Source organism: Streptomyces sp. NBC_00190 (genome assembly GCF_036203305.1).
In the GTDB taxonomy this organism is placed as follows: Bacteria; Actinomycetota; Actinomycetes; order Streptomycetales; family Streptomycetaceae; genus Streptomyces.
In genome coordinates this window covers 2,015,209-2,033,787 of the sequence record NZ_CP108131.1, presented here as the reverse complement: position 1 = coordinate 2,033,787, position 18,579 = coordinate 2,015,209, and the positions used below count along the sequence as shown (strand labels likewise).

The following is an 18,579-nucleotide window of genomic DNA, read 5'->3' as shown; positions in this document are numbered from 1 at the left end:
CCATGCTGGACGCACTGAGTCCCGACCTGACCCCGGTCGTGGCCGAGCAGCCCGACCCGCTGCTCTTCGCCACGGTGTCGGGCGCCCACCTCTACGGCTTCCCCTCACAGGACTCGGACATCGACCTGCGCGGTGTCCACGTCCTGCCGGCGGCGGCGCTGCTGGGCCTGCGCGCCCCTGAGGAGACCCGCAGCCGCATGTGGGACCGCGACGGCGTGGAGATGGACCTGGTCACGCACGACCTGCGCAAGTTCGTGACGCTGCTGCTGCGCCGCAACGGCTACGTCCTGGAACAGCTGCTGTCCCCGCTGGTGGTCCACACGACGCCCGCCCACGCCGAACTCGTGGCGCTGGCCCCGGGCGTGCTGACCTCCCACCACGCCCACCACTACCGGGGCTTCGCCAACACCCAGTGGCGGCTCTTCGAGAAGGCCGCCGAACTCAAACCGCTGCTCTACGCCTTCCGGGCCCTGCTCACCGGCATCCACCTGATGCGCTCGGCCGAGGTGCAGGCGCACCTGCCGACCCTGCTGGCGGAGGTCCCGGAGGCACCCGGCCGGCTGGCCGGGCTCATCGAGGCCAAGGCGGCCGCCGAGCACGGGGCGTACGAGGGGCCGCCCGTCGCCGCCGTACGGGAGGAGTTCGAGGCGCTGCACCGGGTGCTGGACGAGGCGCAGGCGGCCTCCGCCCTGCCGGAGCAGGGACCGCGTACGACGCGCTCGACGAGTTCGTCGTACGGCGGCGTGCCCTAGCGGACGGCGAGGGCTGACGCGCGGCGGGTGCGGACGAGGAAGTCCTCGACGCGGGCGTGGTCGGGCTCCGCGGGGAGCGGGGTGGCGATCAGGGCCGCTTCGGTCTCCGCCACGAGGCGCGACATCCAGGCGTCGGCCTCGTCCCAGGTGAGCTCGCCGCGCCGGACCGCGAGGAGGCGGTCGCGGTACGGGCCCGCGTCGATGGTCAGGCGGCCCGTGCGCAGGAGGTCGCGGCAGGACAGGAGCAGGCGCATCAGGTGCATGGCGTGCTTCCAGCGCGGGGCGCCGTGGTTGCGGACGTCCGCGAGGAGTTTGCCGCGCTGGGAGGCCGCGTACCGGCTGAAACTGGTGTGGGACCGGCGGGAGAGGAAGGCCTCGCGCAGCGAGAGCAACTCCTCGCCGACCGGCGTCAGCTGTTCCACCAGGGGGGAGTGCAGACACTCCAGGATGTTCGGGTTGGCGCGCAGGGCCAGTTCGCAGAAGCGTTCCAGCTCCCAGGAGAACTCCTCCTCCCGAGGGCCCTCCACGTGCGTGGGGGGCTTCCCGAACCGCCAGAACAGCGGCGTCGGGGCGAGGTAGACACCGCGTCGGTCGGTGTCGCTCGCCTCCGTCGCCAGCCCGAAGGCCCGGGAGCCCATCACGCACTGGTAGACCGTGTGGTCCCGTACCAGCGTCAGTTCGTCCATCCGTGGAGCCTAGGCTCCTGGCCTGCCGCTATGCGAGCGAGATACTGCCGTCCGACGCGACCGTGATCTTCTTCTCCGGGAGCGGACGGGTGGCCGGTCCCTTGGTCACGGCCCCGTCCGCCACCGCGAACTTGCTGCCGTGGCAGGGGCAGTCGATGGTGCCGTCCGCCACCTTGTTCACCAGGCAGCCCTGGTGGGTGCAGACGGCGCTGAAGCAGCGGTAGGACCCGGCGGTGGGCTGGGTGACGACCAGCTTCTCCTCCTTCAGCACCGTGCCGCCGCCGACCGGCACGTCCGCCGCCTTGGCGATGGCCTTGCCGCCCCCCGCGGGCTGGGACGAGCCCGGCTGGGAGGTGTCCGGCTGGGCCGAAGGGGCGGACACGTCGGGCGCGGTCGCCGACCCGCTCGCGGGCGTCTTCTCGCCGTCACTGCCGCAGGCGGTGAGCGCGCCCCCTGCCAGGGCGGCCGCGCCGGCCGTGAGTACCGTGCGCCGGGCCGTGTTCGTGGGATCGCTCATGCGTGTCTCTCCTCGCTTCGTGGCCGGATGGGCGAGCAGCATCCTGGCCTGCGACGGGCTCCAGGTGAAGCCTGCCGCGCCGTTTCAGTGGCCCGGCGGCCATGGGGCCAGTGTGGCGGGACTGCCGGGTGTGCGTACCACCTCCCACACGCGGATCACGGCGCTCCGGTTCAACGGGCCGTGGACGTGTGGGTACAGGCCGCCGGATTCACCTTCGCGGCGGACCTCGGCGGTCAGTGCGTCCTCGTCGAGTTCCACCGCGAGCAGCGTCCCCGCCACCTCGCGGTAGTGCGTGTCGGCGATCGCGAGCGCCGTGGGGCGGTCCGCCGAACAGTGCACGAAACCCTCCGAGCCGAGCGAGGGCGGGGCGTACGGCAGTTCGGGCGCCGCGGTCCAGTCGGCGAACGGGACGAGGTGGAAGATCATGCCGATCGTTCTACCGCAGTGACCGGGAGCGGCGCGTGCACCAAGTGGCAGCAGTGTCCGTCATGGGTGACATTGTCCGCGTCTCGGCGCCGGGTACGCCGCTGCCACGCGGACACGGCGGCTCCCAGGGCCCGGCCGCCGTTCCACGGGACGGGCCGCCGGGCCCTTCGCCCGTCCCGGCTGGCTACTCTGGCCGGGCAGTCCCGTCACCGTGCCGCAGCAAACCCTGGAGTCCCCGTGAGAACCGCCGTCGTCATCGGAACCGGACTGATCGGCACCTCCGCGGCGCTCGCCCTGACCGCCCGCGGCATCACCGTGCACCTCGTCGACCACGACCCGGCCCAGGCCCATACGGCGGCCGCGCTCGGCGCCGGTACGGACGAGCCCGTGGACGGCGCGGTCGACCTCGCGATCGTCGCCGTGCCCCCGGCCCACGTGGCCGCGACGCTGGCCGACGCGATCGGCCGCGGAGCGGCGCGGGCGTACGTGGACGTGGCCAGCGTCAAGGGCGGACCCCGCCGGGAGCTGGCGGCGCTCGGCGTGGACGTCACCGCGTACATCGGCACGCACCCGATGGCGGGCAAGGAGAAGTCCGGGCCCCTGGCCGCCACCGCGGACCTCTTCGAGGGCCGTCCGTGGGTGCTGACCCCCACCCGGGACACGGACCACGAGGTGCTGAACCTCGCGCTGGAGCTGGTGTCCCTGTGCCGGGCCGTGCCCGTCGTGATGGACGCGGACGCGCACGACCGGGCCGTGGCGCTCGTCTCGCACACCCCGCAGCTGGTGTCGAGCATGGTCGCCGCGCGGCTGGAGGAGGCCGACGAGACGGCGGTCCGGCTGTGCGGGCAGGGCATCCGCGACGTCACCCGCATCGCGGCCTCCGACCCGCGGATGTGGGTGGAGATCCTGTCGGCGAACCCGGGCCCCGTGGCCGACGTCCTGGCCGGCATCGCGGCCGACCTGGAGGAGACCGTGGACGCGCTGCGCGGGCTCCAGTCGGCCGACGTGGAGAAGCGGCGCGGCGGCGCCGCGGGCATCGAGGACGTACTGCGGCGCGGGAACGCGGGCCGGGTCCGGGTGCCGGGCAAGCACGGCGCGGCGCCCACGGTCTACGAGACGGTGGCCGTCCTCATCAGCGACCAGCCGGGCGAGCTGGCCCGGATCTTCGCCGACGCCGGGCGGGCCGGGGTCAACATCGAGGACGTGCGGATCGAGCACGCGACGGGTCAGCAGGCCGGCCTGGTCCAGCTGATGGTGGAGCCGCGGGCGGCGGCCGGCCTGACCGCCGAGCTGCGCGAGCGGGGCTGGGCGCTGCGCCAGCAGTAGGCCGCGGGCCGCTTGCTGGCGGGGCGCCGAGCCGGATGCGGGCCGCTACGGCGCCGGGCGCGGCGGGGGTGCGGCTCCGGGGATCGAGCGCGCGGGGCCGGGGGGTTCCCGGGGCCGGTAACCTTGGGGAGGGGCGCTTTGGCGCGCCCGGACACGTACGCGCAACCAGGAAGGTGCCCGCACCGTGGAAACCGCAGCTCCGGCAGCCGTGATCGTCGCCATCGACGGTCCCTCCGGCACGGGCAAGTCCAGCACGTCCAAGGCCGTGGCGGCAAAGCTCGGCCTGCGCTACCTGGACACCGGGGCGCAGTACCGGGCCATCACCTGGTGGATGATCACCAACGGTGTCGACACCGACGACCCGCAGGCCATCGCGGTCGCCGCGGGCAAGCCCGCCATCGTCTCCGGCACCGACCCGGCCGCCCCCACCATCACGGTGGACGGCCTGGACGCCGCCGGCCCCATCCGCACCCAGGAGGTCACCTCCAAGGTCAGCGCCGTCAGCGCCGTCCCCGAGGTGCGCACCCTCATCACCGAGCTCCAGCGCTCCATCGCCGCCGAGGCGGCCGAGGAGGCCGAGGGCATCGTCGTCGAGGGCCGGGACATCGGCACCACCGTCCTGCCCGACGCCGACCTCAAGATCTTCCTGACCGCCTCCGCCGAGGCCCGCGCCGCCCGGCGCAGCGGTGAGCTCCGCGGCAAGGAGGCCGTCGACCTCGCGGCCACCAAGGAGGCGCTCATCAAGCGCGACGCGGCCGACTCCGGCCGCAAGACCTCCCCGCTGGCCAAGGCCGGTGACGCCGTGGAGGTGGACACCACCGAGCTCACCCTCGACCAGGTGATCGAGTGTGTCGTCACGCTCGTCGAGGAGCGGCGGAGCGCGACCGAAGGCAGCCAGAAGCGGGCGGGCGGCAAGTGAGCGAAGCGCCCTCCCTCAAGGGTGCGGCGGTCGGCAGGCGCATCGGCATCGGGCTCATGTACGGGCTGTGGAAGCCCCGCGTGCTCGGCGCCTGGAAGGTGCCCGCCTCCGGCCCTGTCATCCTTGCCGTGAACCACTCGCACAACATCGACGGCCCGATGGTGATGGGGACCGCGCCGCGGCCCCTGCACTTCCTGATCAAGAAGGAAGCGTACGTCGGCCCGCTCGGCCCCTTCCTCGAAGGGATCGGGCAGGTCAAGGTCGACCGCGGCGGAGCCGACCGGACGGCGATAAGCCGCGCCCTCGGCGTGCTCGACAACGGAGGGGCCCTGGGGATCTTCCCCGAGGGAACCCGGGGCGAGGGCGACTTCGCCTCGCTGCGCGCGGGCCTCGCGTACTTCGCGGTCCGCAGCGGCGCGCCCATAGTGCCGGTGGCCGTGCTCGGCAGCGGCGACACCCGCGGACGGCTCGTCAAGGGCCTGCCCGCTCTCAAGAGCCGGGTCGACGTCGTCTTCGGGTCGGCCTTCGACGCCGGGGACGGCACCGGCCGCCGTACCCGTACGGCGCTGGACGAGGCCACCGTACGCATCCAGGACCGGCTGACCGCCCACCTGGCCGATGCCAAGCGCCTCACCGGGCGCTGAGCGAGACTTGACCTAGTAGTGGAACTGCGCTGCGCGGGTACCACCGACCACCACGATCGACGAGGAACGGACTTCATGAACGACCAGCACGACCACGGAGCACTTGGCGATGCCGAGTACGCGGAGTTCATGGAGCTCGCCGCGGAAGAGGGCTTCGACATCGAGGACGTCGAAGGTGCCCTTGAGGAGGCCGCTGCCGGCCCCCTCCCCGTCCTCGCCGTCGTAGGCCGGCCCAATGTCGGCAAGTCGACCCTGGTGAACCGCATCATCGGCCGCCGCGAGGCGGTCGTCGAGGACAAGCCCGGCGTCACCCGCGACCGCGTCATGTACGAGGCCGAGTGGGCGGGCCGCCGCTTCACGGTCGTCGACACCGGCGGCTGGGAGCAGGACGTCCTCGGCATCGACGCCTCCGTCGCCGCCCAGGCCGAGTACGCCATCGAGGCCGCCGACGCCGTGGTCTTCGTCGTCGACGCCAAGGTCGGCGCCACCGACACCGACGAGGCGGTCGTACGCCTGCTGCGCAAGTCCAAGAAGCCCGTCGTGCTGTGCGCCAACAAGGTGGACGGCCAGAGCGGCGAGTCCGACGCGGCCTCCCTGTGGTCCCTGGGCCTCGGCATGCCGCACCCGGTCTCCTCGCTGCACGGCCGCGGCACCGGCGACATGCTGGACGCCGTCCTCGAAGCCCTGCCCGAGGCCCCCGAGCAGACCTTCGGCGGCGCCGCCATCGGCGGTCCGCGCCGCATCGCGCTGATCGGCCGCCCGAACGTGGGCAAGTCCTCGCTGCTCAACAAGGTCGCGAAGGAGGACCGTGTCGTCGTCAACGAGCTGGCCGGCACCACCCGCGACCCGGTCGACGAGCTGATCGAGCTCGGCGGCGTCACCTGGAAGTTCGTCGACACCGCCGGCATCCGCAAGAAGGTCCACCTTCAGCAGGGCGCCGACTACTACGCCTCCCTGCGCACGGCCGCGGCCGTGGAGAAGGCGGAGGTCGCGGTCATCCTGATCGACACCACCGAGACGATCAGCGTCCAGGACCAGCGCATCATCACCATGGCCGTCGAGTCCGGCCGCGCGATCGTGATCGCCTACAACAAGTGGGACGAGCTCGACGAGGAGCGCCGCTACTACCTCGAGCGCGAGATCGAGACCGAGATGCAGCAGGTCGCCTGGGCGCCCCGGGTGAACGTCTCGGCGCTCACCGGCCGCCACATGGAGAAGCTGGTCCCGGCGATCGAGACCGCCCTCGCGGGCTGGGAGACGCGCGTCCCGACCGGCCGCCTGAACGCCTTCCTCGGCGAGGTCGTCGCCGCCCACCCGCACCCGATCCGCGGCGGCAAGCAGCCCCGCATCCTGTTCGGTACCCAGGCGGGCAGCAAGCCGCCGCGGTTCGTCCTCTTCGCCTCGGGCTTCCTGGAGCACGGCTACCGGCGCTTCATCGAGCGCCGGCTGCGCGAGGAGTTCGGCTTCGAGGGCACCCCGATCCACATCTCGGTGCGGGTGCGCGAGAAGCGCGGCGCCCAGTACAAGAAGAAGAAGTAGCAGGCGCAGTACGCCGCCGCGGGCTCAGTAGCCCCGGCGCGGAGCGGGCGGCAGGGCCGCCGGGACGTGTGTCATCCCGGTCTGGCGCTGCCGCCCGTCGGCGTATCCGGAGCCGCCCGCGTACGAGTAGAGGGGCTGGGGCTGCGGCTGCGGGAGGTACGCGGGCTGCCGACTGTCGGTCTCCTGCCACGACGAACCGTTCCAGCCGCCGTACGAGCCGGTGCCGTACGGGCCCGTCCCGTACGGGCCCGTCCCGTACGGGCTGACCGTGCCGGTGTACCCGTACGAGAAGGCCGTGAACCCGAGGTCCTCCTCGCCCGTTCGGTCGCCCGGCAGCGCGCGGAAGGACCGCAGGTACTCCGAGTACAGGGTGTCGTAGATCGGGGTGTGCGAGACGGTGCTCGTACGGGACGGGGCGCGGGAGGAGTCGTATGGATGCACGTATCAGCCAACGAAACGAGCGCCTTGCGGATGCGGGGTGACGGCCCGGAAAAACGCAGATCGCCGGGGGTGCGCGGGACGGACCGCACCCCCGGCGCACGCCGCCCGGCCCCCCCTGCGGCGGGGGGCCGGGCGGCCGTTCCGGTACCGGCTGTGGAGCCTCCCGGATCAGGCGCCCGGAGTGCCCGCCAGGGGCATCGAGGCGGCCACGAGCTTGCCCGCGGCGGCCGCCTTGTCCAGCGCGTCGCGCAGCAGGTCCTCACGGGGCTGCTGGCCGATGGAGCCGACCGGGGCGGCGTAGATGAGCACGCGCTGGTTCTTGTTGACGGCGGCCCGCCAGCCGTCGGTGACCGACAGCGCCTGGTGCGCCTGCCACCAGGCGACCGGGCGGCTGCCCTCGGTGCCCGGCTGGAGGACGGCGTGCAGCTGGCCGCCGGCGAGCAGGACCGACCAGCCGTTCAGCGGGGTGGGGAGCTCGGCCGTGTCCGTGACGGGGATGAAGCCCTGCTCGATGAGGAGCGGGAGGAAGTCGTCGCCGGGGCCGTCGCTGCCGGGGCGGGCGATCGGCGCGGTCGGCTCGACGACGAGGGCGGGGTGGAGCTCGCCGCCGATCAGGATCAGACCGCTGGTGATGCCGAGGACGGCCTGGCCGCCGGGCACGTTCTGCGGGGCACCGGCGGCCGCGGGCGCGCCGGGGGCCGGGCTGTCGCCGGTGATGCTCGCCACGGCGCCCTGGAGCTGCTCCTCGGACACGGAGACGACCTGCGAGGGGATGCAGGTGGCGTGGGCGAAGGCGAGGACGGCGGTCTCCTCGCCGACGAACAGCACCGTGCTGGTGCGGTCGTTCTCGGGGTCGCCCGGGGTGCGACAGGAGGTGCAGTCGTAACTGCGCGGCGCGTCCTCGCCGACGAGCAGCCTGTCGGCTTCTTCGTCACCGATCTCGGCACGTACCTCATCACTGACGTCGAGCATGCGCGGCACGGGGTGGCTCCTCGGCATAGGTGCGGGGGCCGGGCGGTTCCCGGCTCACCGGGATCAACGGGGGAGCGGCGGCCGGGGTCACGCCATTGGAGGGAACGGAATCGAACCGGGCCCCCGGAGGAGTGAACCGTCCGACCGGAGCTTCCCTTTCGTGCCAACTGTTTTCTTCTTGTGCGCAGTTGGTGGCCGAGGATGGCCGTTTGGGGAAGGGGTGGCCGGTCGGCCGACCGGGTGGGGCGCGGGGCGCGCCCGGTGCGCCGGGCCGGGACGGCGGTGCGGGCTGCGTAGCGTGACCCGGTGCCCCACCTCCGGATCCGGCGTGCCGCCGGTGCCGCTGCCGTCGCCGCCGTACTGGTCCTCGTACTCCCCTCCGGTACGGCGGCGGCCGGCGCGGCACCGCCGCCGCCCGCGCCCGGGCCGGCGGGGGCGTCGCACCCCGGTTCGCCGGGCCTGATCGGGAGCGGGCCGGGGGACTGCGGGCCGGGCGGGCAGTGGCCCTGGGACTGCGTCGCCGACTGCGAGAGCAGCGGGCGCTGGGCGATCAACACCGGCAACGGCTTCTACGGCGGGCTGCAGTTCTGGCACCTGACGTGGGTGGAGTACGGAGGGCCCGCGTTCGCGCCGCGGGCGGACCTGGCGAGCCGGGGGCAGCAGATCCGGGTCGCGGAGGACGTGATCGGCCGACAGGGCTGGGACGCCTGGCCCGCGTGCTCGAAGCGGTACGGGCTGGCCGGGCGGATGCACGTGGTGCGGGACGGGGACACGCTGGTGACGATCGCGCGCAAGCACACGGTGCCGGGCGGCTGGCGGGCGCTGTACGAGGCGAACCGGGAGCTGATCGGGGCCCGGCCCGAGGCGATCGAGGTGGGCATGCTGCTGGCCATTCCGGAGCGGGCGACCGCCCCTCCGGCGGTCCCGGTGGTTCCGGCGGTCCCGGGGGAGGCGACGCCTGCCCCGGCTCCCCGTCCGTCGCCCGCTCCGGCCGTGGCCCCGTCGTCGCCCACCGGGACGCCTCGCCGCTGAACACGGGCGTGCCCCGGCGCAGTTCGCCGCTGGCAGACTTCGGCCATGCTCGATACCTCCGCGCGACTGCTGCGTCTGTTGTCCCTGTTGCAGGCTCACCGCGAATGGACCGGGGCCGATCTCGCCGAACGGCTCGGGGTGACCGCGCGGACCGTCCGGCGGGACGTGGACCGGCTGCGGGAGCTGGGCTATCCGGTGAACGCCAGTCCCGGGACCGGCGGCGGGTACCAGCTGGGGGCGGGGGCCGAGCTGCCGCCGCTGCTGCTGGACGACGACGAGGCCGTGGCCGTGGCCGTCGGGCTGCGGACCGCCGCCGGGAACGGGGTCGAGGGGATCGGGGAAGCCTCCGTACGGGCCCTCGCCAAGCTGGAGCAGGTACTGCCGTCGAGGCTGCGGCGCCGGGTCTCCGCGCTCAACGAGTTCACCGTGCCGATGCTGCGCGGGCCGCAGCGCTCCACCGTGGATCCCTCGGTGCTGACCGAGCTCGCCGCCGTGTGCCGGGACGCCGAGCGGCTGCGCTTCGGCTACCGGGACCACGAGGGCAACGTGACCCGCCGCGCGGTGGAGCCGCACCGGCTGGTGTGCACCGAGCGGCGCTGGTACCTGGTCGCCTGGGACCTGGACCGGGAGGACTGGCGCACCTTCCGGGCCGACCGGATCGAGCCCAGGCCGCCGCACGGGCCGCGGTTCACGCCGCGCCGGCCGCCCGCCGAGGACCTCGCCGCATACGTCTCCGAGGGCGTGGCGCAGCGCGCGTACGCGGCCCGCGCGGTGGTACGGCTGAAGGTTTCGGCGCAGGAGGCGGCGCGGATCGTCGGGCCGAGCGAGGGCGCCCTGGAACCCGTCGACGGGCAGAGCTGCCTGCTGCGCACCGGGGCGGTGAGCCTGGACGTCCTGGTGATTCACATCATGCTGCTCGGCTGTGAGTTCGAAGTGGTCGAGCCGCCCGAGCTGAGCGACCGGATCAGGGCCGCCAGGGATCTGCTGGGGCGGGCCGTGGAGTCGGCGGCGGTGAAGGAAATGTAGGGGAAGTGAGGGGGATTCAGCTGGTCCGGTCCAACGGGTCCGTGGCAATCTCCGGCAGAAATTCCCCGGTTGCGTGGATTGGCTTCGGCGGAAATTCCAAACGGGTTGTGCGACGGGCGTGTCGCGGGCCGAAAAACAATTGGCGACTGTCGATATTCTGTGACACAAGCGTGACCCGGGACGGACGAACGTCAGGGCGCGCTGCTGACGGACGGCGAACGACGAAGGCGGGCCGGGTCAGTGACCCGGCCCGCCTTCGCGGTCTGCGGTGAGGTGTGCGTACCGTCCCGCGGCGTCGGTTCAGCCGCCGGCGACCGGGCGGGGCGCCGCCCCCCGGGCGGTGGCCCGTTCGGTGTGCGCCGGGCGGCGGCTGCCGACGGGGGTGACCGGGGTCCGCTCGGACCGGATGACGTGCGGCCGGGCGGAGAGCACGGCCGCGGGCCGCGGCGCCGGGGTGTGCCCGACGGGTACGGCGGCCTGTGCGAGCGCCGCGGCGGCCGCGGGAGCCGGCTCCTCGGCGGGGTCGGTGACGCGGACCAGCTGCCACTTTCCGCCCGCGGAGAGCAGCGGGGTGAGCGCGGACGCGACCGGCGCGGACATCCGGCCGGTCTCCGCGCGGCGGCGCAGCAGTTCGCGCAGCTCGAAGACGTAGGCCTCGGACCGGGCGATGAGCGGCTCGAACCAGGGCAGCGCCAGCAGGATCAGCAGCCCCGCGGACCAGCCGAGCAGGACGTCGCTGACCCAGTGGGTGCCGAGGTAGACGGTGGTGGCGCCGACGCTCAGCGAGACGACCGCGGACACCACGGACAACACCCGCCGGGTGACCACGGTGGAGGCCAGGTACGCGAGGATGCCCCAGGTCACGACGGCGTTCGCGGTGTGGCCGGAAGGGAATATATCGCCGCCCGCGAAGAGTTCGGCCGATCCGATCTCCGTGGCGTAGTGCGGGCCGAGTCGGCCGAGGCCGAGCTTGACGGACCCGACGGTGATGTTGAGCAGCAGCAGTGCCACGCCGAGGGCGATCAGCGGGCGGAGGGTGTGCTGCCGCCAGGAGCGCCAGCCGAGCCAGGCGGCGACCATGACCGCGGTGGGCCCGCGCTGGCCGAGCACGACGAGGTAGTCGAGGAAGGCGTGCACCTGCGGCCACTGCTCGTAGGGCCGGAAGAACATGATCTGCCAGTCCAGGCGGACGAGCCAGGACGTGGTCAGTACGGCCACCACGATCGCGAGGTAGAAGGCGAGGGTCGATCCCAGGAGAACGACGCGGTGCCGGCTCATCTGCGGGGTTTGCAGATGAGCCGGTCGCTCTGGTTCCCGGTCCAGCCGGGCGAACACCCGCTCCAGACGGGTCAGGATTTGGTCGGTACGCACTCAATCGACGTTACCGCGCGCCGATGGTCAGCCCGGGCGAATCACCGGCTTTGTGATGACCATGTGATGTGGAGTTGGTCTCACGCGGGACTTAATTCCCCGTATTTCGGCAATGGTTGGAGCGGCCTTGATCCACTGCCCTGGCAATTATTTCGCATACTTAGTGGCACTTTATCGCCGCAGCTCCTTTCCTTTGCCGAATGATGGATCGGAATGATCCATTCCGTTACGGAGGGCCCGAACCGTTCAGCCACAGTGCCCCGTAGACCGCCGAGGCCAGCGCCGCCGCGCCCAGCACCAGGGCCGCCCGGCGGGTCCGCCACCGGGCCAACGCCACCGCCACCGGCAGCAGCAGCGGGAAGGCGGGCAGCAGCAGCCGGGGCTTGGAGCCGAAGTACCCCGACGCGCAGAGCGCCAGCGCCACGACGATCCCGCAGTACACGAGGAGCGGCGCCGGCTGCCGTTGCCGCACGCACCGCCCGTACAGCCAGAGCACGAGCACGACCCCCGCGATCAGCCCGAGTCCGGCCGCGAAGGCGGAGGAGGCCAACTTCGCCCCGATGAACCGGGCGAAGGCCCAGCCCCCGTCGAAGCCGTTGCCCCAGCCGCCCTGCACGTCCAGGTACCCGAACAGGCCGCGCCCGGTGTGCGCGCCGACCCACAGCACGTACGCCGCCGCACCCAGCGGAGCCAGCGCCGCCCCCGCGGTCATCCGCCACGACCGCTCCCCGCGCCGCCATGCCAGTGCGACGGCCACCCACACCGCGGCGACCACCGCGGCTCCGACCGGGCGGGTCAGCCCCGCCCCGGCCGCGAGCAGGCCCGCCGTCAGCCACCGGCCGCGCAGGGCCCCGTACAGCGCCCAGGCGGCCAGCGCGGTGAACAGCGACTCGCTGTAGGCCATCGACTGCACGATCCCGACGGGCAGCGCCGCCCACAGGGCGACGGCGACGACCCCGGCCCGGCGGCCGTGGAGCAGGTCCGCCACCGCGAAGATCCCCCAGGCCGCGGCGAGCCCCGCCGCCGTCGAGACCACCAGACCCGCGGAGCCGTACGAGAGCCCGGTCGCCGCCGACACCAGCCGCTCCAGCCAGGGCAGCAGCGGGAAGAAGGCGAGGTTCGAGTGGACGTCCCCGTTCGGGAGGAGCACCTCGTACCCGTACCCCTCGGCGGCGATGCGGGCGTACCAGAGCGAGTCCCAGCGCGCCGACAGCAAGGTGTGCGGGCTGCTGCCGGCCGCCGCGCTCCACACCGCGAGCACGGCCAGCCCGAGCAGGCGGACCGCCGCGAAGACGGCGAGCGCGGGCGCGGCCCGGCGGAATCCAAGATCTTTCACGGGCATGATTATCGGTGGCGACGCCGACGGCCCCGAGAACCACGGGCCGTGAGCGCGCGTGTACGCGGGGGAAGGGCGAGGTGTGGGGAGTGGCGTACACCACAGAACGGCCGCCGCCGGTATGAGAGCTTGACCACGTATCGGGCAGGCGAACTCGCGTACGCTGACCGTTCACTCGCGTGTCGATGCCGGACCCCGTTGGACGCCGCACAGCGCACCACCCCCCGTGGCTCCGCAAGACGCTGGTCCGCCGAGCGCGAGGGATCACCTGGGAGGTACATGCATGTCGGGGACGAACGCGGCCGGGGCCAGGACCCCTTCGCCCTGGCAGCGGCTCCGCGCAGCCTCCGGCGGGGCCAACCGATGGGTCGTCCTGGCGGTGCTGTGCGTCAGCCTCGTCCTCGTCGCGCTCGACGCGACGATCCTGCACGTCGCCGTCCCCTCCATCACCGAGGACCTGCGCCCCGGCTCGATCGAGCTCCTCTGGATAGTCGACGCCTACCCGCTGGTCTGCGCCTCGCTGCTGATCCTCTTCGGCACCCTCGGAGACCGGGTCGGCCGCCGCCGCGTCCTCCTCCTCGGCTACGGGCTCTTCGGCGTGGCCTCCGCCATCGCCGCCCTCGCCGACAACGCCCAGGTCCTCATCGCCGCGCGCGCCCTGCTCGGCATCGGCGGTGCGATGATCATGCCCGCCACCCTGTCGATCCTGCGCCAGGTCTTCCCGGACCGGCGCGAGCGGGCCCTGGCCATCGGCATCTGGACCGCCGTGGCCGCGATCGGCGCCGCCAGCGGACCCGTGCTCGGCGGCTTCCTCGTCCAGCACTACTGGTGGGGTTCCGTCTTCCTCATCAACATCCCGCTGATGGCGCTGATCCTGCCGCTGGGGCGTTGGCTGCTGCCCGAGTCGAAGGGCTCCTGCGACGGACCGTGGGACGTGACCGGCGCGCTGATGGCCGCCGCCGGCGTGCTCGGCTCGGTGCTCGGCATCAAGCGGCTGGGCGCCGAGCGGCAGCTCCTCGACGCGCAGGCGCTGGTGCCGCTGGTGCTCGGGGTGGCGCTGCTCGTCCTCTTCGTACGCAGGCAGAAGCGGCGCACGCACCCGCTGATCGACATGCGGATGTTCTCCCGCGCCGCCTTCTCGACCTCCGTCGGCTGCATCGTGCTCGCCATGCTGGCCCTGGTCGGCCTGGAGCTGATCGCCGTCCAGTACCTCCAGCTGGTGCTGCACCTCAGCCCGCTGGCGACCGGCCTGCGACTGCTGCCGCTCACCTTCGCCGCCATGGCCGCGGGCGCCACCGGCTCGTACACGCTGGCCCGGATCGGGCCGCGGACGATGGTCTCGCTGGGCTTCCTGCTCACCGCCTTCGCCGTGCTGCTGCTGACCTTCATGGGCCAGCACGACCGGCCCGTGCTGCTCACCGCCGGCTTCATCCTGCTCGGCTTCGGGCTCCAGACCACGCTGTTCGCCGCGTACGAGTCCATGCTGAGCGAGGCCCCCGCGGACACCGCGGGCGGCGCGGCCTCGATCGGCGAGACCTCGTACCAGCTGGGCGCGGGCATGGGCATCGCGCTGCTGGGCAGCGTGATGAACGCCGCGTACGCGCCGGGGATCGCGCGGGTGCCGGGGGTCTCGCCCGCGGACTCGGCGAGCGCCGCGCACTCCCTGGGCGAGGCCTACCAGATCGCCGTGCACCTCGGAGGGCCGGCGGGGGCGGCGCTGTACGCCGCCGCCCGCAACTCGTTCGTGCACGGGCTGCACGTGACGCTCCTGGTGAGTGCGGGGCTCCTGCTGGCGGGGGCCGTGATGGCGCTGAGGCTGCCGCGGGTGATGGAGTGCGGGGCGGCTGACCGCGAGACCGACGCGCAAACCCCCGCGAAGGCCCGCACCGAGTCCCCCGCGGAGTCCGCGGTCGTGCGGCTGCCGGCGCAGGTCAGCGGCGAGCCGTGTCCGTCTCCGGTGGAGCAGGCGGGCTGACCGGACGCGGGTGGGGCTGGATTTGCCCGGCGCGGACGCATAGCGTCGGCGGAGCGTAAAACTCGCGCTGCTAGGTTCTGTACTCAGGCCTTCGGGAGGCCCCGTGTCCGCGTTCCTGCCCCTTGATCCGCTCGGGCTCGACGAGCTCCTCGGGCCCGAGGACCTCGCGATCCGCGACACCGTCCGCGGCTGGGCCGCCGACCGTGTGCTGCCGCACATCGCGCAGTGGTACGAGAGCGGCGAGCTGCCCGGGATCCGGGAGCTGGCCCGGGAGCTCGGGTCCATCGGGGCGCTCGGCATGTCCCTCACCGGGTACGGGTGCGCCGGCGCCAGCGCCGTTCAGTACGGTCTCGCCTGCCTCGAACTGGAGGCCGCCGACTCCGGCATCCGCTCGCTGGTCTCCGTCCAGGGCTCGCTCGCCATGTACGCGATCTGGAAGTACGGCTCGGAGGAGCAGAAGCAGCGCTGGCTGCCAGGCATGGCGGCCGGCGAGCTGATCGGCTGCTTCGGGCTGACCGAGCCCGACGTCGGCTCCGACCCCGCCGCCATGCGCACGTACGCGAAGCGCGACGGCACCGACTGGGTGCTGAACGGCCGCAAGATGTGGATCACCAATGGTTCCGTCGCGGCGGTCGCCGTGGTGTGGGCGCAGACCGACGAGGGGATCCGCGGGTTCGCGGTGCCCACCGACACCCCCGGGTTCTCCGCGCCGGAGATCAAGCACAAGTGGTCGCTGCGGGCCAGCGTCACCAGCGAGCTCGTGATGGACGACGTACGGCTGCCGGCCGACGCGGTGCTGCCGGAGGTCACCGGGCTCAAGGGGCCGCTCGGCTGCCTCAGCCACGCGCGGTACGGGATCATCTGGGGGTCGATGGGCGCGGCGCGCTCCAGCTTCGAGTCCGCGCTCGGCTACGCGAAGACGCGGGAGCAGTTCGGCAGGCCGATCGGCGGCTTCCAGCTCACCCAGGCCAAACTCGCGGACATGGCCCTCGAACTCCACAAGGGCATCCTGCTCGCCCACCATCTGGGCCGGCGGATGGACGCGGGCACCCTGCGGCCGGAGCAGATCAGCTTCGGCAAGCTCAACAACGTCCGCGAGGCCATCGAGATCTGTCGCACCGCGCGGACCATCCTGGGTGCCAACGGGATCTCACTCGAATACCCCGTCATGCGGCACGCCACCAACCTCGAATCGGTCCTCACCTACGAGGGCACCGTCGAGATGCACCAACTGGTGCTGGGCAAGGCGCTCACCGGGCTCGACGCCTTCCGGTGAGGGCCCTGCCTAGCTCTGGTTGAAGAACTCGCGCGAGCGGCCGCCGGGCTCGCCGCTCACGATCTGGGTGTCGGCCGGGGTCAGCAAGAAGACCCTGGTCGCCACCCGCTCGATCGAACCGCGCAGCCCGAAGGTCAGTCCGGCCGCGAAGTCGACGACGCGCTTCGCGTCGCCCGGGTCCATCGACGACAGGTTGACGATCACCGGGACGCCCTCGCGGAACAGCTCGCCGATCCCCCGCGCGTCACGGAAGCCGTCCGGGGTGACCGTCGCGATCCGACGGCCCTGCTCGACGGCCGACTCCGACGCCACCCTGACCCGGGGGTCGGTGACCCACTGGTCGCCGGGCCCGGACACCGAGCCACCCTGGGCGGCCTCCGCGTAGTCGTCGTCGTAGTAACGCTCGTCGTCGCTGTCCTCCACGAGACCCAGCCAGGCACTCGCCTTGCGCACCGAACCCATGGACGCCTCCTTTCACCGCGGTCAGTCTGTCTTCTCTCCGCTGCCCCTATGGTCGTCCATGATGCTGACAACGCGCCAAGTGGATAGTCGCCGCGCACGGGTTTCGTGACGGTACTGGTGCAGAACATGCGTTGCACGATCAAGGATCCAGACGGCTAACACTGCTGACTGAGTGAAAATACGACTGCCACGTCCGTACGGGTGAGCGACGGGGACGTACGGGTGAAGAATCCGGCTCGATACCATGCCGGGCAGGCACGCGTACGACACACGGGGGAAGCAGTTGTTCGGCATCGTCAGACCTTGCACGCACCGGCTGGGGGAGCGGTTCAAAGCGGAGTGGATGGCTCATCTGTGCGGGCTCTGCCTGGCACTTCGCGGTGACCACGGCCAGTTCGCCCGGATCGTCACCAACTACGACGGGCTGCTCGTCTCCGTTCTGACGGAGGCTCAGTCCGGTCCGGCGCCCGGTGCCCGCCGCACCGCGGGCCCCTGCCCCCTGCGCGGGATGCGTACGGCCCCGGTCGCCAACGGCGAGGGAGCCCGGCTCGCCGCCGCCGTCTCGCTCGTCCTGGCCTCCGCGAAGGTACGGGACCACGTGGCGGACCGCGACGGGCTGTTGGCCCGCGCCCCCATAGCCGCGGCCGCCCGCAAGGTGGCCCGCGGCTGGGACCGGGCCGGTGCCCGCACCGGGGCCTCGCTCGGCTTCGACACGGCGGTCCTCGTCGACGCCGTGGACCGGCAGGCGGGCATCGAGACGCTGGCCGGCCTCGGCACGCCCGTACTCGTCGTGACCGAACCGACGGAGACCGCGACGGCCGCGGCCTTCGCCCATACCGCGCAGCTGGCCGGACGGCCAGGCAACGCCCCCGCGCTCGCCGAGGCGGGCCGGTACTTCGGGCGGCTCGCGCACCTGCTGGACGCGGTGGAGGACCGGAGCGCCGACGCCGCGGCGGGCGCCTGGAACCCGCTCACCGCCACCGGGACCTCGCTCACCGAGGCCCGACGGCTGTGCGACGACGCCCTGCACGGCATCAGGCTGGCGCTGCGCGAGGTCGAGTTCGCCGACGCGGGACTCGCCCACCGGCTGCTCGTGCACGAGCTGCGCACATCGGTGGACCGGGCCTTCGGGACCAGCAGCTGCGGGCACGTCGGGACGAACGCCGCCGGGCAGGGGCAGGGCGGCTACGGGCCGCCGCCGCAGGGCTACGCGCCGCAGGGCTATGCGCCGGGCGGACCCGGCCCGTACGGCAGCGCTCCGTACGGGGGTGGCAACCCCTACGCGCCGGGTGCTCCCGGCCACGCTCCGGGCGGGCCGGGCATGCCGCCGCCCATGGGGCCCGGCGGTGGCGGTGGCGGCGGTGGTGGCGGCGGCCTGCCCCCGCAGAAGCCGCGCCGCGGGCTGCTCGCCGGCTGCGCGGTGGCCCTCGGACTGTTCTGCACCTGTCAGCTGTGCTGCACGGACCATGAGGGTCCGTGGTCGCGGAAGAAGCGCGACGCCTGGTGCGACGACTGCGACGGCTGCAACTGCGATTGCTGCAACTGCTGCGGCGACGGTGGCTGCTGCGACGGGTGTGACTGCGGCTGCGACTGCGGCTGCTGAACCCTTTTCAGATTCCGCAGGTCCGGACGGGCTACCCCGCGGTTCCCGTCCGGACCGGTGTGGAAGGGGTGCGGGATGAGCGATGACGCAGACGATCCGCCCGTCGACCGGCGGGAACGGCGCGGCCGCCGGGTGGCCGCCGTGCCCCGCGGGACCGGCACCCCTCCCGGACCCCGTCCGGGGGGACTTCCAGGCCGGCCGATTACCCGGAAGGTCGAATTCCGGCCGTTCCGGGGGAGGGTCGGGGGTGCCGCCCCGGAACACGCTGCTCTTCGG

General features: G+C 72.9%; 17 protein-coding genes and 1 pseudogene. 10 read left to right on the top strand and 8 right to left on the bottom strand.

The window, feature by feature from the left end; translation table 11 throughout:
* The first annotated feature begins 2 nt into the window (after window positions 1–2).
* Window positions 3–769: pseudogene (locus OG429_RS09995) on the top strand (nucleotidyltransferase domain-containing protein).
* Here OG429_RS09995 and OG429_RS09990 read toward each other — a convergent pair.
* The 3 genes from OG429_RS09990 to OG429_RS09980 all read right to left on the bottom strand — a co-directional run bounded on the left by OG429_RS09990 (window position 749) and on the right by OG429_RS09980 (window position 2,381).
* Window positions 749–1,438, bottom strand: a complete 690-nt coding sequence (locus tag OG429_RS09990; RefSeq protein ID WP_328924946.1) for a nucleotidyltransferase domain-containing protein — start codon at window positions 1,436–1,438, stop codon at window positions 749–751. The pseudogene OG429_RS09995 and the gene OG429_RS09990 sit on opposite strands and share 21 nt — an antisense overlap.
* Window positions 1,439–1,466: 28 nt before the next feature.
* Window positions 1,467–1,955 carry a Rieske (2Fe-2S) protein gene (locus tag OG429_RS09985; protein ID WP_328924945.1) on the bottom strand — a complete coding sequence of 163 codons (489 nt, stop codon included), beginning with the start codon at window positions 1,953–1,955 and terminating at the stop codon, window positions 1,467–1,469.
* A gap of 84 nt (window positions 1,956–2,039) precedes the next feature.
* Window positions 2,040–2,381 carry a DUF952 domain-containing protein gene (locus tag OG429_RS09980; protein WP_328924944.1) on the bottom strand — a complete coding sequence of 114 codons (342 nt, stop codon included), beginning with the start codon at window positions 2,379–2,381 and terminating at the stop codon, window positions 2,040–2,042.
* 237 nt (window positions 2,382–2,618) lie between these two features.
* Here OG429_RS09980 and OG429_RS09975 point away from each other — a divergent pair, with 237 nt between their 5' ends.
* The 4 genes from OG429_RS09975 to der all read left to right on the top strand — a co-directional run bounded on the left by OG429_RS09975 (window position 2,619) and on the right by der (window position 6,809).
* Window positions 2,619–3,707 (top strand): prephenate dehydrogenase, encoded by a 1,089-nt coding sequence (locus OG429_RS09975; RefSeq protein WP_328924943.1) that lies wholly within the window; start codon window positions 2,619–2,621, stop codon window positions 3,705–3,707.
* A 184-nt stretch (window positions 3,708–3,891) separates the two neighbouring features.
* Window positions 3,892–4,626 (top strand): (d)CMP kinase, encoded by a 735-nt coding sequence (cmk, locus tag OG429_RS09970; protein ID WP_328924942.1) that lies wholly within the window; start codon window positions 3,892–3,894, stop codon window positions 4,624–4,626.
* Between the two features lie 56 nt (window positions 4,627–4,682).
* Window positions 4,683–5,270, top strand: coding sequence for a lysophospholipid acyltransferase family protein (locus tag OG429_RS09965; protein ID WP_328930216.1), 588 nt, complete (start codon window positions 4,683–4,685; stop codon window positions 5,268–5,270).
* Between the two features lie 75 nt (window positions 5,271–5,345).
* Window positions 5,346–6,809, top strand: coding sequence for a ribosome biogenesis GTPase Der (gene der / locus OG429_RS09960; protein ID WP_328924941.1), 1,464 nt, complete (start codon window positions 5,346–5,348; stop codon window positions 6,807–6,809).
* Window positions 6,810–6,833: 24 nt separating this feature from the next.
* Here the strand turns inward: der and OG429_RS09955 are convergent, their stop codons facing one another.
* Together OG429_RS09955 and OG429_RS09950 are read right to left on the bottom strand one after the other, a co-directional pair.
* A complete protein-coding gene (locus OG429_RS09955) occupies window positions 6,834–7,250 on the bottom strand; it encodes a hypothetical protein (protein ID WP_328924940.1) in 417 nt (138 codons plus the stop codon).
* Window positions 7,251–7,418: 168 nt separating this feature from the next.
* Complete coding sequence (locus OG429_RS09950; RefSeq protein ID WP_328924939.1) at window positions 7,419–8,231, bottom strand: hypothetical protein; 813 nt, start codon at window positions 8,229–8,231, stop codon at window positions 7,419–7,421.
* A 297-nt stretch (window positions 8,232–8,528) separates the two neighbouring features.
* On the opposite strand from OG429_RS09950, the gene OG429_RS09945 reads away from it, so the two are divergent.
* Together OG429_RS09945 and OG429_RS09940 are read left to right on the top strand one after the other, a co-directional pair.
* Window positions 8,529–9,254, top strand: a complete 726-nt coding sequence (locus tag OG429_RS09945; protein ID WP_328924938.1) for a transglycosylase family protein — start codon at window positions 8,529–8,531, stop codon at window positions 9,252–9,254.
* 45 nt (window positions 9,255–9,299) lie between these two features.
* A complete protein-coding gene (locus OG429_RS09940) occupies window positions 9,300–10,280 on the top strand; it encodes a helix-turn-helix transcriptional regulator (protein ID WP_328924937.1) in 981 nt (326 codons plus the stop codon).
* Window positions 10,281–10,580: 300 nt separating this feature from the next.
* Here OG429_RS09940 and OG429_RS09935 read toward each other — a convergent pair whose 3' ends face one another.
* Entirely contained in the window at window positions 10,581–11,651 is a 1,071-nt protein-coding gene (locus tag OG429_RS09935) for a phosphatase PAP2 family protein (RefSeq protein WP_328924936.1), read from the bottom strand.
* A gap of 226 nt (window positions 11,652–11,877) precedes the next feature.
* Window positions 11,878–12,993: a hypothetical protein gene (locus OG429_RS09930; RefSeq protein ID WP_405680159.1), complete on the bottom strand. Its 1,116-nt coding sequence runs from the start codon at window positions 12,991–12,993 to the stop codon at window positions 11,878–11,880.
* 277 nt (window positions 12,994–13,270) lie between these two features.
* Here OG429_RS09930 and OG429_RS09925 point away from each other — a divergent pair, with 277 nt between their 5' ends.
* Both OG429_RS09925 and OG429_RS09920 read left to right on the top strand, forming a co-directional pair.
* Window positions 13,271–14,962 carry an MFS transporter gene (locus OG429_RS09925; RefSeq protein WP_328924934.1) on the top strand — a complete coding sequence of 564 codons (1,692 nt, stop codon included), beginning with the start codon at window positions 13,271–13,273 and terminating at the stop codon, window positions 14,960–14,962.
* Window positions 14,963–15,065: 103 nt separating this feature from the next.
* The gene (locus OG429_RS09920; RefSeq protein ID WP_328924933.1) at window positions 15,066–16,238 is read left to right on the top strand and encodes an acyl-CoA dehydrogenase family protein; all 1,173 of its coding nucleotides are present in this window, start codon (window positions 15,066–15,068) and stop codon (window positions 16,236–16,238) included.
* Window positions 16,239–16,247: 9 nt separating this feature from the next.
* Here OG429_RS09920 and OG429_RS09915 read toward each other — a convergent pair whose 3' ends face one another.
* Window positions 16,248–16,700, bottom strand: coding sequence for a cell division protein SepF (locus OG429_RS09915; protein WP_328924932.1), 453 nt, complete (start codon window positions 16,698–16,700; stop codon window positions 16,248–16,250).
* A 283-nt stretch (window positions 16,701–16,983) separates the two neighbouring features.
* On the opposite strand from OG429_RS09915, the gene OG429_RS09910 reads away from it, so the two are divergent.
* Window positions 16,984–18,303, top strand: coding sequence for a DUF5685 family protein (locus OG429_RS09910; RefSeq protein WP_328930215.1), 1,320 nt, complete (start codon window positions 16,984–16,986; stop codon window positions 18,301–18,303).
* Window positions 18,304–18,579: the final 276 nt, after the last annotated feature.

Bases quoted from the DNA above. Each gene is read 5' to 3' on its own strand.
- OG429_RS09940 (WP_328924937.1), top strand. From the start codon at position 9,300: ATGCTCGATACCTCCGCGCGACTGCTGCGTCTGTTGTCCCTGTTGCAG.
- OG429_RS09930 (WP_405680159.1), bottom strand. From the start codon at position 12,993: ATGCCCGTGAAAGATCTTGGATTCCGCCGGGCCGCGCCCGCGCTCGCC.
- OG429_RS09925 (WP_328924934.1), top strand. From the start codon at position 13,271: ATGTCGGGGACGAACGCGGCCGGGGCCAGGACCCCTTCGCCCTGGCAG.
- der (WP_328924941.1), top strand. From the start codon at position 5,346: ATGAACGACCAGCACGACCACGGAGCACTTGGCGATGCCGAGTACGCG.
- OG429_RS09965 (WP_328930216.1), top strand. From the start codon at position 4,683: ATGTACGGGCTGTGGAAGCCCCGCGTGCTCGGCGCCTGGAAGGTGCCC.
- OG429_RS09990 (WP_328924946.1), bottom strand. From the start codon at position 1,438: ATGGACGAACTGACGCTGGTACGGGACCACACGGTCTACCAGTGCGTG.
- OG429_RS09915 (WP_328924932.1), bottom strand. From the start codon at position 16,700: ATGGGTTCGGTGCGCAAGGCGAGTGCCTGGCTGGGTCTCGTGGAGGAC.
- OG429_RS09980 (WP_328924944.1), bottom strand. From the start codon at position 2,381: ATGATCTTCCACCTCGTCCCGTTCGCCGACTGGACCGCGGCGCCCGAA.
- OG429_RS09985 (WP_328924945.1), bottom strand. From the start codon at position 1,955: ATGAGCGATCCCACGAACACGGCCCGGCGCACGGTACTCACGGCCGGC.